Below are 13,269 nucleotides of genomic sequence, written 5' to 3'. Positions count from 1 at the left end.
GCTGGCCGGTCATGCACGACGTCGTCGGGGCACGCGCATGGCAGCGCGGTCGCGGCACGTGACGAAGCGGCTCCCGTGCGGGGGCGGAGTGGAGACGGATGGCGGAACAGGACGCTCAGGCGGAATTGGCCGCGGCCCAGGTGGGCGCGAACTCGGCGGTGGACAAGGCGGTGGCCGAGGGCGGCGCCTACGAGGTGCTGCAGCGGCGACTTGCCGAGCAGGGGCAGCGCCTGGGTGCGCTGGCCGAGGCGCTCAACGCGCAACGGCTGGAGACCTTCGGCAGCAGTCGCATGGAAGTCGTCGGCCGCCTGCGCGTACGCACCGAGAACAACTGCGTCGCCCGCGATCTGGTCCAGGTCGGCGACCGCCTGCTGTTCGGCTACAACGTCTTCCTCGGGCTGAAAAAGGAAACCCGCGTCGAGGACGTGTTCTCGCTGTACCAGCTGGTGCAGACCGGCGACGGCTACGACGTGACCCCGGTTGCGCAGGCCGACAGCTTCCTGGGCGTCGACAGCTTCGTGCAGGACTTCCGCGAGCTGTATGCGTACTACAAGGACACGCGGCTGGTGCAGCTGGCGGTGCGCGAGGGCAAGCTGCTGGCGGCGTTCCAGATCGGCGAACGGCTCGACGACCTGCGCGTATTCCGCTGGGCGCTGTCGGACGAGGGCCGCGAGGTCCGCTACATCGACAACCGCGGCGAGCGCGACATCGCGCTACCGGCGCCGTACGACTTCGAGTGGACCGACGCGACACGCGAGATGGCGGTCAACGGTCGGCACCCGCACCTGAACATCCTCGACACCGTGTTCGTGGAAACCCTGGGCGGCGATCTGACGATCAAGGTCGAGAACAACACCGAGAGTGGCGAGGGCATCTACCGCGAGCCGGTGGAGGACAAGACCCAGTCGCTGGACGACGCAAGGATCGCGTTCGCGCGGCTGGGCAGCCTGGTCCTGCTGAAGATACTGCCGTACCGCGAGCGCGACTGGCGCCATCTCGTCTACAACACCCTGACCCGGCAGGTTCGCCGCATCGACGAGATCGGCCTGGCCTGCATCCAGTTGCCCGAGGACCACGGCATCGTGTTTCCCGGCGGCTATTACCTGCAGAACGGCGAGTACAAGGCGTTCGAGCAGTCCATGGACGGAATGCGCTTCAGCCGTTCGGTGCGCTCGCCCAACGGCGAGGACGTGCTGTACGTGTTCTATGAGCCCGAGGCCGGGCGCACCGCGCTGTTCACCTACAACATGATCGAGCGGCGGTTGCAGACGCCGATGTTCGGTCATGGAATGGCGCGCCTGCCCGACGGCCGCATGGTGCTGTTTTCGTCGGAGAGCGACGAGCCGACCCGGGTGCATCCGATGCAGGTCTGGCAGACGCCGTTCACCAGCGACGAGTTCGCCGCACGGCAGCCGGCCGACAACAGCTTTCTCGGCCGGATCGGAAATGCGGAGCTGGTGCGCGGCATTTCCGACGTCTACGGCCTGGTGCGCGCGATCGCGTCGACCGAAGTGTCGCTGCAGCGTTACCAGCAGCTGGTCCACGAGGCGCGCCGCCTGTTCGACCTGCATCACTGGATCGCCGATCCGCAGGCCGGTGGCATCGCCGCGCAACTGCGCGATGTCGTCGCCACCGGAGAATCGGTGCTCGACGAGTACGAGAAGGTCGAGGGCATCCGCCGCCAGTCGGCGAAGGCCATGGCCGAGGCCGAGGCACGGCAGAAGGCGCTGATAGGCGGGTTGCGCCCGGACGACTGGGACGGCGTCCAGCCGTTCGTGGAAGCGTTGGGCGCGCTGTCGCGCCAGCGCGGCCATTTGCTGACCCTGCGCGAGCAGCGCTATGTCGACGTCGACCGCATCGATGCGATGGAGGCGCAGGTGCTGGAGGCGCAGCAGCACATCGGCGAGGCGACCGGCGTGTTCCTGGCCGGCGAACAGGCCCTGCAGCCGCTCGCGACACGCCTGCAGCAGCTCGATGCGCAGGCACAGGCGGCCGAAAGCGTCAGCACGCTCGACGAACCGCTGCAGGCGCTGCAGGCGATGTCGACCGACCTGGACATGCTGTCGGAGCTGATGGCGACGTTGAAGGTCGACGACGCGACCCGGCGCACCCGCATCGTCGAGTCGATCTCGGCGCTGTATGCGCGCCTGAACCAGGCCAAGGCGCGCGCGGGCCAGCGTCGCCGCCAGCTGGGCTCGGCCGAATCCGTCGCGCAGTTCGGCGCGCAGTTCAGTCTGTTCGGGCAGAGCATCGCCAGCGCGCTGGCGTTGGCGCAGGATCCCGAGAAGTGCGACGAGCAACTGTCCCGGCTGATGGTGCAACTGGAGGAGCTGGAGAGCCAGTTCGGCGAGCACGAGCAGTTCCTTTCCGACATCCTCGCCAAGCGCGAGGAACTGCTGGAGACCTTCGAGACCCACAAGCAGGCGCTGCTCGACGACCGCCAGCGCAAGGCGCAAAGCGTGGCCGATGCCGCCACCCGCATTCTCGACGGCCTGCCGCGTCGTACCGAACGCCTGAACAGCGCGGACGAGCTCAATGCGTTCTTCGCCGGCGACCCGCTGATCCTGAAGCTGCGCGAGCTGGTCGAGCGGCTGCGCGCACTGCGCGACAACGTCCGTGCCGACGATGTCGAGGCGCGGCTGAAAGGGGTGCGCGACCAGGCGGTGCGTGGCCAGCGCGATCGCAGCGAACTGTTCGAGGCCGGCGGCGACGTGATCCGGCTCGGCCCACGCCACCGCTTCAGCGTCAACACCCAGCCGCTGGACCTGACCATCATGCCGCGCGGCGACGGCCTGGCCCTGCATCTGACCGGCACCGACTACTTCGAGCCGCTGCACGACGAAACCCTGGACGCATCGCGCGACTACTGGCAGGTGTCGCTGGAGTCGGAGTCGCCACAGCTGTACCGCGGCGAATACCTGGCCGGCCTGATGATCGATGCCGCGCATGCGAAGGCGGACGGGCTCGACATGGATACCCTGGCCCAGGCGCTCGCCCAGCCCGGAACGATGGCGCGTCTGGTGCGTGAGTTCGCCGCGCTGCGCTATCGCGAAGGTTACGACAAAGGCATCCACGACCACGACGCTGCGCTGATCCTGCAGGCGCTGTTGCCGTTGCAGACCGGTGCCGGAAGCCTGATCCACGCGCCCCAGGCTCGTTCGCTGGCATGGTCGGCCTGGGCCGCGTTGCGCGGCGGCGAGACCGGCGCGCGCTGGCCCGGACGCGCCCGCACCGTGCACGACATCGCGCGTCTTCTCGGGCGCCGCGACGGCATCGGAACGCTGGAAGCGGAGATGGCGGAGGCGATCGCGGCGCACGTCCGCGACGATGCGTTGCCGTTCGACCCCGGATTGGCGTCGGCGGCCGCGTCCTACCTCGTAGGCGAGCTCTCTGCACCAAACCCGGTGTTCCCTGTCAGTGCTTCCGCCCGCGACCTGCTCGACGCGCTGCGCGCACGCCTGGCCGCGGCGCAGGCCTGGGCCGGTTTCGAACAGGCCTTGGCGGCACTGGACCGGCGGCCGGGCGCGCGCTGGTCGCTGGCCCGCGAGTGGCTGCTCGCGTTGTGCACCGATCCTGCCCACGCGTCGACCGTCCGCCATGTCGACGAAGCGGTCGGACTGCTGCTGCTCGGCGAGACGCTGGCGCTGAAGCCGACCTCCACCGATCTGCATGCGGATATCGCCGGACTGCTCGGCGAGCACCCGCGGATCGAGCAGGGCCGGATGCGGCTGGCGGTGGACGACTTCGCCGTGCGCCTGCGCGACCATCGCGAGCGTTTCGTGCCCGGCGTCCGGCGCTATCAGGCGCAGCGCCAGGTCATCGCCGAGCGCGAACGCGAGGCGATGCGACTGGACGCGTTCAAGCCGCGACCGCTGAGCTCGTTCGTGCGCAACAGGCTGATCAACGACGTCTATCTGGCGGTGATCGGCGACAACCTCGCCAAGCAGATGGGCACGGTCGGCGAGTCCAGGCGCAGCGATCTGATGGGCCTGCTGATGATGATCTCGCCGCCGGGCTACGGAAAGACCACGCTGATGGAATACGTGGCGCACCGGCTTGGCCTGAACTTCATGAAGATCAACGGCCCGGCGCTCGGCCACGAGGTGCGCTCGCTGGATCCGGCGCAGGCGCCGGACGCGACCGCACGGCAGGAGCTGGAGAAGCTCAACCTGGCGCTGGAGATGGGCAACAACGTGATGCTGTATGTCGACGACATCCAGCACACCCATCCGGAATTCCTGCAGAAGTTCATCTCGCTGTGCGACGGTACGCGCCGCATCGAGGGCGTGTGGAAGGGACGCACCCGCACCTACGACATGCGCGGCAAGAAGTTCTGCGTGGTGATGGCCGGCAATCCGTACACCGAGTCCGGCGAGGTGTTCAAGATCCCGGACATGCTTGCCAACCGTGCCGACATCTACAACCTCGGCGACGTGCTCGGTGGCATGGAGGAGGCATTCAAGCTCAGCTACATCGAGAACAGCCTGACCTCGAACCCGGTGCTCGCGCCGCTGGCCACGCGCGATCTCGCCGACCTGTACCGCTTCGTCGACAAGGCGGAAGGACGACCTTTCTCCGCCAACGCCCTCGGCCATACCTACAGCGGCGCCGAGGTCAACGAGATCACCGCGACCCTGGAGCGGCTGCTGAAGCTGCGCGATGTCGTCTACCGGGTCAACCAGCAGTACATCGCCAGCGCCGCCCAGGCCGACCGATACCGCACCGAACCGCCGTTCAAGCTGCAGGGCAGCTACCGCAACATGAACAAGCTGGCGGAGAAGGTGTCGCCGGCGATGAACGAGCACGAGCTGCAGCGACTGATCTCCGATCATTACCTGGGCGAGGCCCAGTTGCTGACCACCGGCGCCGAGGAGAACCTGCTGAAGCTGGCCGAACTGCGCGGGGTGATGGACGAGGCGCAGCGCGAACGCTGGGCGCAGATCAAGCGCGACTTCCTGCGCAACAAGGCGATGGGCGGCGACGACGCCGATGTCGGCCAGCGCGTGGTCGCGCAACTGGCCGATCTATCGGAGGGGGTCAAGACGCTGGCGACCACCGCCTCCGATGCGCGCGAGCCGATCGAGGGCGCACCGTGGCCGGCGCTGCTGGCGGCACTGGAGCGGATCGCCGCCCGCGAGAACGCAGCGGCAACACGCGTCGAACCGGAACCGGCCGGGTCCGCGCACGACCCGGCGGCGCTGCTCTCGGCGCTTGCTCCGCTGGTGGAGAGCCTGCAGACACGTGCCGAGCAGCAGTCGCTGTTGCTCGGAGAACTGGTTCGGCTGACCGGCCAGGGCGGCGGGCGCGAGCAAGCGCTGAGCGAGACCGAACGACAGGTGCAGCTGGAGAAGGCCTTGAAGGATTTCGCCGACCGCCTGCACGGCCGTACCCGGCGCTGAGGTGGAGATGGATTTCGACCAGCTCGACCGCCAGTTGCGCGAAAGCCTCGACGATCAGCGTCTCGACAACGACGAACGCGACGAGCTTCGCCGGCTCGGCGAACGGATCGACCGCGAGCGCGTCCGCTACCTGCGCAACCGCGCGTTCGCGATGGTGCGCGAAGGCCTGCAGACGCAGCCGCAGGACACGCTCGCCCTGCTCAAGTGGCTGGAACAGGTGGTCAAGACCCTGGACACCGCGACCGCGGTGGCGACGGTGGAATCGACCGCCTGCTTCACGCCGGGCGACAGCTGCCTGCGCAAGCTGCGTGAGCTGTGCCGCGACGCGCGTGCGACGATCGACATCTGCGTGTACACCATCTCGGACGACCGCCTGCGTGCAGCGATCCTCGACGCGCACGCGCGTGGCGTGCGGGTGAGGGTGATCAGCGACAACGACAAGATGTACGACACCGGCAACGATGTCGGCTGGCTGCGCGAACGCGGAGTGCCGGTGCGGCTGGACGACACGCCTCATCACATGCACCACAAGTTCGCGCTGTTCGACGGCCGGATGCTCGCCAACGGCAGCTTCAACTGGACCCGCAGCGCCAGCGTTCACAACCAGGAGAACCTGGCGGTCACCGACAACGCCCACCTGGTGCGCTGCTACGCCGGCCAGTTCGAGGCGCTGTGGGCGCGCTACGCGGGCTGATCTGCCATGGTGCGCATCGATCGCCGTCTGCGCCGGGAGCCTGGAGCCGGAATGCCGCCGAACTGGGCGCGGTGGCGCGGGGACGGGATAATGGCGCCCCCCGACCCGCCCGGGTCGCCGCCGAGCCCATGATGTCCGCAGCCGCCTACCCCGAGTACCCGTTCACCCCGAAGCGCTTCGAGGTCCGTCCCGGGGTCACGATGAGCTATCTCGACGAGGGGCCGCGCGACGGGGAGGTGACGCCCCCCGAAGTGGTCGTGATGCTGCACGGCAATCCGTCATGGAGCTACTACTGGCGTCGGCTGGTGTCCGGGCTTTCGGATCCTGCTCAAGGCAAGGCGTACCGCTGCATCGTGCCCGACCATGTCGGCATGGGCCTGTCCGACCGCCCCGGCGACGATGCCTACGAATACACCCTGCAATCGCGCATCGACGATCTCGAAGCGCTGCTGCAGCACCTTGGCGTGACCGGGCCGGTAACGCTGGCGGTGCACGACTGGGGCGGGATGATCGGCTTCGGCTGGGCGTTGTCCCGGCGCGAGCGGGTGCGGCGGTTGGTGATCCTCAACACCGCGGCGTTCCCGCTGCCGGCGGCCAAGCCGATGCCGTGGCAGTTGTCGCTGGGTCGCGATTCTCGGGTCGGCGGTTTCATGATCCGCGCGTTCAACCTGTTCGCGCGCGGTGCGACCCGCCTGGGCGTGGAGAAGCGCATGCCGCGCGAGGTGCGGCGCGCGTTCGAGGCACCCTACGACGGCTGGCGCAACGCGATCGCCACCCTGCGTTTCATGCAGGACATTCCGCTGGGCGAGGGCGATCGCGCCTGGCCGCTGCTGGTCGAGTCGGCGCGGGTGCTGCCCGGATACAACGACCGCCCGGTGTTCATCGGTTGGGGCCTGCGCGACTTCGTGTTCGACCGTCATTTCCTCGACGGTTTCGTCGCGGCGCTGCCGGATGCCGAGGTGCATGCATTCGAGGACGCCAACCACTACGTGCTGCAGGACAAGGCCGACGAGCTGGTGCCGGCAATCCGCAGTTTCCTGGATCGGCATCCGCTGTAGCCTGCCTGGCCCGTGATCCCGGGCCGCGCCGGGAGTGACGGCGGAAGGCCGGTCAGGCCGCCAGTGGCGCGACAGGTGCCGGCGGCTCGGTCGGGGGCTCGGTGGGTTCGGTCGGGAAGTCCCAGTCGGCCGGGCTCAGCACCGGCATGCCATGGGCGATGCGGGCCTTGTCGCACTGCGGGCTGGGCTCTCCATACTCCCACGACGCCGGGACCTCGCGGCAGACGCTGGGCTTGATCTCGTGGATCGAACAGCGCGAATACACGCCGATTTCGGCATCCAGGGCGATACAGCGCGGCGTCTTGGACGATGTGCCGCGCATCACCACGCGGTGATGGTCGAAGCGCTCGGTCAGCGCCTCCGGAACGGTCCCGCCCAGGGTGGGCGTGGTCTCGGCCCAGTGGAAGGACACACGGAAGTGGGCGCAGCAGGCGCCGCAGGTGAGGCAGGGGTGGCTCATGGCCGCGGTCCGGGTTGTCGGCAGGGGCGGATGCGTTCGGGGGTGGCGGAATTTTGGGAGTTCCGCGGCCGTGCGCAAGTGCCGCCGCGAGCGGCGACAATGGGTGCTTCGATGAACCTGGCAACTGCCATCCATGGCGCAACCCCAAAACCCTGACGGACCGCCCGGCCCGGCCCTCCATGGCCGGGTGTCCGGAGCCGCAGCCGATGCCGATAGGGCATCGGCTGAGCGCGGCTCCTCACCCTGCAATATCGCCGCAAGCCTGCCGCGGCTCGCCGCCGAGGCGCCGGAGCGCGTGGCGATGCGTTGCCCCGGCAGGCGCGGGAGCGACGGCCTGGCCGGTTACGACCTGGAGCTGAGCTACCGCGACCTGGACGCCCGCAGCGACGCGATCGCCGCCGGCCTGGCGCGCCACGGCGTCGGCCGCGGCACCCGCACGGTGGTGATGGTGCGGCCGTCGCCGGAGTTCTTCCTGCTGATGTTCGCGCTGTTCAAGGCCGGCGCGGTGCCCGTGCTGGTCGATCCAGGCATCGACAGGCGGGCGTTGAAGCAGTGCCTGGCCGAGGCGCAGGCCGAGGCCTTCATCGGCATTCCGCTGGCGCAGTTCGCACGTGTGCTGCTGGGTTGGGCGAAATCGGCACGGGTACGGATCACCACGGGTCGCCGCGCCTGGCTGGCCGATGCGACCCTGGCGCGGGTCGAGACGGACGGGCATGGCGCCGGGCCGCAGCTGGCCGACACCGCGCCGGACGAGGTCGCCGCCGTCGTATTCACCAGCGGCTCGACCGGCGTGCCGAAGGGCGTCGTCTACCGGCACCGCCACTTCGTCGCCCAGATCGCGCTGATGCGCGAGGCGTTCGGAATCCAGCCCGGCGGGGTCGACCTGCCGACCTTCCCGCCCTTCGCGCTGTTCGACCCGGCGCTGGGGCTGACCTCGGTGATCCCTGACATGGACCCGACCCGGCCCGCGCAGGCCGATCCGCGCCGCCTGCACGACGCGATCGCGCGCTTCGGCGTCGACCAGCTGTTCGGGTCGCCGGCGCTGATGAAGGTGCTCGCCGATTTCGGCGCGCCGCTGCCGACGCTCAGGCGGGTCACCTCGGCCGGAGCGCCGGTCCCGGCCGGGGTCGTGGCGAAGATGCGCACGCTGTTGCCGGCCGATGCGCGGTTCTGGACGCCGTACGGTGCGACCGAGTGCCTGCCGGTCGCGGTGATCGAAGGGCGGGAGCTGGAGGCTACCCGCACCGCCACCGAGTCCGGCGCCGGCACCTGCGTCGGCCGCCCGGTGCCGCCGAACGAGGTCCGCATCGTCCGTATCCGCGACGACGCGATCGAGGACTGGCCGCAGGCGGAAGTGCTGCCGGTCGGCGCGATCGGCGAGATCACCGTCGCCGGGCCGACCGCGACCGACACCTATTTCAACCGCGACACGCAGACCCGGCTGGCGAAGATCCGCGAGACGCTGGCGGACGGCAGCATCCGCATCGTCCACCGGATGGGCGATGTCGGTTACTTCGATGCACAGGGCAGGCTGTGGTTCTGCGGGCGCAAGTCGCACCGCGTCGAGACCGCCGCCGGGCCGCTGTACACCGAGCAGGTCGAGCCGGTGTTCAACGCCCATCCGCAGGTTCGCCGCACCGCCCTGGTCGGGGTCGCCGTCGACGGCGGACGGATCCGGCTGCCGGTACTGTGCGTGGAGCTGGCCGATGGCGTACCCATGCGCGAATGGCCGCGGATCGAACGCGAGCTGCGTGCGCTCGGCGCGGCCCATCCGCACTGCGCCGGCATCGACCGCTTCCTGCGCCACTCGGGATTCCCGGTCGACATCCGCCACAATGCGAAAATCGGACGCGAGAAGCTCGCGGACTGGGCGGCACGCCAGGCGTAGGCGCGAGTGGATCGAAGGGGAGCGCCGGCAGCTCGCGGGGCGGGCCGGAGCGATATCGGATTCAGGGCAACAGCGGTACGGGGCTGGCAGCAGATGAAAATCCTGGTTACCGGCGGCGGTGGTTTCCTCGGGCAGGCGCTGTGCCGCGGCCTGCGCGAACGCGGCCATCACGTGGTCAGCTACAACCGCGGCCACTACGACGCGCTGGAGCGCATCGGCGTCGAGCAGGTGCGCGGTGATCTCGCCGACCGCGATGCGGTGATCGCCGCCGCTCAAGGCTGCGCGGCGGTGTTCCACAACGCGGCCAAGGCCGGCGCCTGGGGCAGCTACGAAAGCTATTACGACGCCAACGTGATCGGCACCGACAACGTGATCGCCGCCTGCCGCGTGCACGGGATCGGCCGGCTGGTGTACACCTCCACGCCCAGCGTGACCCACCGCGCCACCCACCCGGTCGAGGGCGGCACCGCCGACAGCGTGCCGTACGGCGAGGGCCTCAAGGCGCCGTACGCCTCGACCAAGCTGCTGGCGGAAAAAGCGGTGCTGCGTGCGAACTCGGCCACGCTGGCGACGGTCGCCCTGCGACCGCGACTGATATGGGGGCCGGGCGACAACCAGTTGCTGCCGCGCCTGGTCGAACGCGCGAAGGCGGGACGGCTGCGGCTGGTCGGCGGTGGCCACAACCTGATCGACACCACCTACATCGACAACGCCGCCCAGGCCCACCTCGATGCCTTCGAGCACCTGGCGCCGGGCAGCGCCTGCGCCGGCCGCGCGTATTTCATCAGCAACGGCGAGCCACGGCCGCTGCGCGAGATCGTCAACGGCCTGCTTGCGGCGGCCGGGGCGCCGACGGTGGACGGATCGCTGCCGTTCGGCGTCGCCTACGCGGCCGGGGTGGTCTGCGAGGGCCTTTGGAACCTGCTGCCGCTGAAGGGCGAACCGCCGATGACGCGCTTCCTGGCCGAACAGCTGGCGACCACCCACTGGTACTCGATGGAACCGGCCAGGCGCGACTTCGGCTACGTGCCGCGCGTGTCCATTGACGAGGGATTCACGAGGCTGAAGGCTGCCGGCTCCGCACACGCGTCGGTCACCGGGAGCTAACGCCCCCGCGGGCGATGCTCGTCGCGTGCCAATCCGGCACGACCGCGGGACCGGCCCGGGAGGTGCGCCATGCTCCACTACGCCATCGTGTTCTTCGTCATCGCGATCATTGCCGCCGTGCTCGGGTTCTCCGGCATCGCCGGCGCGGCGACCAACATCGCCTGGATCCTGTTCGTCGTCTTCCTGGTGCTGGCGGCCATCTCGTTCTTCCGCAGGAGAGCCTGACCCGCTCCAGGGCCCGGTTGAACGGGAATGCGGGGCCGGCTGGCCCCGTATCCGTCGGCAGCCCCTAGAATGCGCGGATGAATTTCCCGCGCTCTCCCCTGGACAGCCTCAAGCCCGCCGCCGGGCGCGTGCTCGAAACCGCGCTCAATCGTGCGCTCGCCCTCGATCCGGATACCCGCGAAAGCCTGCGCGCGCTCGATGGGCGCCGCGTGTCGATGCATCTGGCCGCGCCGCCGCTGGCGCTGCAGGTGCGCGTCGCCGGTGAGCGCCTGGAGGTCGGCCCGGTCGCCGACGCGCCCGATCTGTCGGTGCGAACGACGCTGTCCGGGCTGGTCTCGCAGCTGCCCGGCCTGATCGGAGGGGGCCGCCGCGAGGACAGCGCGCCTCCGGTCGGTCAGTTGAGGATCGAGGGCGACGCCGATCTCGCGCGTCGCTTGCAGCGGCTGGCCGAACGCTTCGATCCAGACTGGCAGCAGCCGTTCGTCGCGGTGTTCGGCGAAGTGCTCGGGGTGCAGGTCGCCGGAGCGCTCGCCAGCGGTCTGCGGCACGCACGCGGCGCCGGCGCGGCGTTCGCGGCCAACGCCGCCGAGTTCCTGACCGAGGAATCGCGCGACGTGGTCGGTCGCGACGAGCTCAACGCGTTCCACGACGATGTCGACGCCCTCAACGACGCTGCCGAGCGGCTCGCCGTGCGCGTCGCGCGCCTGCGCCAGTCCGCGGGGCACGACGGAGGCGGCGCGTGAAGTCCGCGCTGCGCGCCTGGCGCATCGGCCGCGTGCTGCTGCGCTACCGCCTCGACGATCTGCTCGACGGGACACCCGCGGAACGCTGGCTGAAACTGGCGCGGCCGTTCGTGCCGGGTGCCCCCCAGGCGATCGCCGCCGAATCGCGCGGCGCCCGCCTGCGCATGGCGTTGCAGGACCTGGGGCCCATCTTCGTCAAGTTCGGACAGATCCTGTCGACGCGCCGCGACCTGATTCCGCAGGATGTCGCCGACGAGCTGTCGCTGCTGCAGGACCGGGTCGCGCCGTTCGACGGCGAGCTCGCGCGCGCGATCGTCGAAGGCGCGCTCGAGCGTCCGGTCACCGAAGCGTTCACCTCGTTCGATACCACGCCGCTGGCCTCGGCGTCGATCGCCCAGGTGCATGCCGCGACCCTGCCGGCGATCGATGGCAGGCCGCCGCGCGAGGTCGTGGTGAAGGTGCTGCGGCCCGGGATCGAGAAACAGATCGCCGGCGACATCGCCCTGCTCGGAGCGCTCGCCGCGCTGGTCGACCGCACCCATCCCAACGCCGACAAGATCCGTCCGCGCGAGGTCGTGGACGAGGTCGAGAACACCCTCGCCGCGGAACTGGACCTGCAGCGCGAGGGCGCCAACGCCAGCGTGCTGCGCCGGTTCTGGACCCTGCCCGACGGACGCTGCAGCGACGATCTGTACGTGCCGGAGGTGATCTGGAGCCACACCGCCGAGCGCGTACTGACGCTCGAACGCGTGCACGGCATCCCGTCCGACGACGTCGAGGCGCTGGACGCGGCGGGCATCGACCGCCGTGCGCTGGCGGCGAAGGGCGTGCGCGTGTTCTACACCCAGGTGTTCCGCGACAACTTCTTCCATGCCGACGCGCATGCCGGCAACATCTGGGTCGATGCCGATCCGGCCCGGCGCGGCAACCCGCGCTTCATCGCGCTGGATTTCGGGATCATGGGCCAGCTTTCGGACGAGGACCAGTACTACCTCGCCGAGAACTTCATGGCGATCTTCAACCGCGACTATCGCCGCATCGCCGAGCTGCACGTGCAGGCCGGCTGGATGCCCGCGCACATCCGCATCGACGAGTTGGAAGCGGCCGCGCGCTCGGTCTGCGAGCCGTACTTCACCCGCCCGCTGAGCGAGATCTCGCTGGCCGAGGTGCTGATGAAGCTGTTCCGGGTCGCCCGGCGCTACGAGCTGACCCTGCAGCCGCAGCTGATCCTGCTGCAGAAGACCCTGCTCAACATCGAGGGCGTCGGCCGCCTGCTCGATCCGAAGCTCGACATCTGGGCGGTGGCGCGGCCGGTGCTGTCGAAGATCCTGGTCGAGCGCTACAGCCCGCAAAGGCTGCTCGGCGAGTTCCGCAAGCGCCTGCCGGAGCTGGTCACCCGTGCGCCGGAGATGCCGCGCCTGCTGCATGCGTGGCTGCGCCAGCAGGTCGACGGCGAACACAGTCTGCAGATGCGCTCGCGCGACCTCGCCGAGCTGACCCGAGCAGTCAAGGACCTGCAGCGGCGCACCGTCGCCGCCCTGCTCGGCACCGGCCTGCTGATCGTCGCGGCGGTGCTGTATGCGCTGGAGGCGGGCGGGCCGAGCTGGTTGTCGGTGCCGGCGCCGGCGTGGATCGCCGCGCTCGGCGGCGTCTGGGCGCTGCTGGCCGCGTGGCCACGGCGGTGATGAGTCGCCA

At 69.7% G+C, this 13,269-nt stretch carries 9 protein-coding genes; 8 read left to right on the top strand and 1 reads right to left on the bottom strand.

The features are described 5' to 3' along the window. The first annotated feature begins 98 nt into the window (after positions 1 to 98). The 3 genes from L3V18_RS07795 (at position 99) to L3V18_RS07785 (ending at position 7,151) form a co-directional block, all read left to right on the top strand. Positions 99 to 5,399 (top strand): DNA repair ATPase, encoded by a 5,301-nt coding sequence (locus L3V18_RS07795; protein ID WP_305068978.1) that lies wholly within the window; start codon positions 99 to 101, stop codon positions 5,397 to 5,399. A gap of 7 nt (positions 5,400 to 5,406) precedes the next feature. Continuing rightward, complete coding sequence (locus L3V18_RS07790) at positions 5,407 to 6,093, top strand: phospholipase D-like domain-containing protein (RefSeq protein WP_237054104.1); 687 nt, start codon at positions 5,407 to 5,409, stop codon at positions 6,091 to 6,093. 131 nt (positions 6,094 to 6,224) lie between these two features. Beyond that, on the top strand, positions 6,225 to 7,151 hold the full coding sequence (locus tag L3V18_RS07785) for an alpha/beta fold hydrolase (RefSeq protein WP_237054103.1): 927 nt from the start codon (positions 6,225 to 6,227) through the stop codon (positions 7,149 to 7,151). A 52-nt stretch (positions 7,152 to 7,203) separates the two neighbouring features. Here L3V18_RS07785 and L3V18_RS07780 read toward each other — a convergent pair whose 3' ends face one another. Further along, entirely contained in the window at positions 7,204 to 7,611 is a 408-nt protein-coding gene (locus tag L3V18_RS07780; protein ID WP_237054102.1) for a YkgJ family cysteine cluster protein, read from the bottom strand. Positions 7,612 to 7,798: 187 nt separating this feature from the next. Here L3V18_RS07780 and oleC point away from each other — a divergent pair, with 187 nt between their 5' ends. The 5 genes from oleC to ubiB all read left to right on the top strand — a co-directional run bounded on the left by oleC (position 7,799) and on the right by ubiB (position 13,259). After that, the gene (gene oleC / locus L3V18_RS07775) at positions 7,799 to 9,499 is read left to right on the top strand and encodes an olefin beta-lactone synthetase (RefSeq protein ID WP_237054101.1); all 1,701 of its coding nucleotides are present in this window, start codon (positions 7,799 to 7,801) and stop codon (positions 9,497 to 9,499) included. A 93-nt stretch (positions 9,500 to 9,592) separates the two neighbouring features. Next, positions 9,593 to 10,606, top strand: coding sequence for a 2-alkyl-3-oxoalkanoate reductase (gene oleD / locus L3V18_RS07770; protein ID WP_237054100.1), 1,014 nt, complete (start codon positions 9,593 to 9,595; stop codon positions 10,604 to 10,606). Positions 10,607 to 10,675: 69 nt separating this feature from the next. After that, positions 10,676 to 10,831 (top strand): DUF1328 domain-containing protein, encoded by a 156-nt coding sequence (locus tag L3V18_RS07765; protein ID WP_237054099.1) that lies wholly within the window; start codon positions 10,676 to 10,678, stop codon positions 10,829 to 10,831. 77 nt (positions 10,832 to 10,908) lie between these two features. Further along, positions 10,909 to 11,574 carry a ubiquinone biosynthesis accessory factor UbiJ gene (locus tag L3V18_RS07760; protein ID WP_237054098.1) on the top strand — a complete coding sequence of 222 codons (666 nt, stop codon included), beginning with the start codon at positions 10,909 to 10,911 and terminating at the stop codon, positions 11,572 to 11,574. Further along, positions 11,571 to 13,259 (top strand): ubiquinone biosynthesis regulatory protein kinase UbiB, encoded by a 1,689-nt coding sequence (gene ubiB, locus L3V18_RS07755; RefSeq protein WP_237054097.1) that lies wholly within the window; start codon positions 11,571 to 11,573, stop codon positions 13,257 to 13,259. The genes L3V18_RS07760 and ubiB overlap by 4 nt, the downstream gene beginning before the upstream one ends. Positions 13,260 to 13,269 lie beyond the last annotated feature (10 nt).

The organism is Marilutibacter chinensis, assembly GCF_021725675.1.
Lineage (GTDB): Bacteria > Pseudomonadota > Gammaproteobacteria > Xanthomonadales > Xanthomonadaceae > Marilutibacter > Marilutibacter chinensis.
This window is presented reverse-complemented; position numbering and strand designations above follow the sequence as displayed.

Bases quoted from the DNA above. Each gene is read 5' to 3' on its own strand.
- L3V18_RS07795 (WP_305068978.1), top strand. From the start codon at position 99: ATGGCGGAACAGGACGCTCAGGCGGAATTGGCCGCGGCCCAGGTGGGC.
- L3V18_RS07790 (WP_237054104.1), top strand. From the start codon at position 5,407: ATGGATTTCGACCAGCTCGACCGCCAGTTGCGCGAAAGCCTCGACGAT.
- L3V18_RS07785 (WP_237054103.1), top strand. From the start codon at position 6,225: ATGTCCGCAGCCGCCTACCCCGAGTACCCGTTCACCCCGAAGCGCTTC.
- L3V18_RS07780 (WP_237054102.1), bottom strand. From the start codon at position 7,611: ATGAGCCACCCCTGCCTCACCTGCGGCGCCTGCTGCGCCCACTTCCGT.
- oleD (WP_237054100.1), top strand. From the start codon at position 9,593: ATGAAAATCCTGGTTACCGGCGGCGGTGGTTTCCTCGGGCAGGCGCTG.
- L3V18_RS07765 (WP_237054099.1), top strand. From the start codon at position 10,676: ATGCTCCACTACGCCATCGTGTTCTTCGTCATCGCGATCATTGCCGCC.
- L3V18_RS07760 (WP_237054098.1), top strand. From the start codon at position 10,909: ATGAATTTCCCGCGCTCTCCCCTGGACAGCCTCAAGCCCGCCGCCGGG.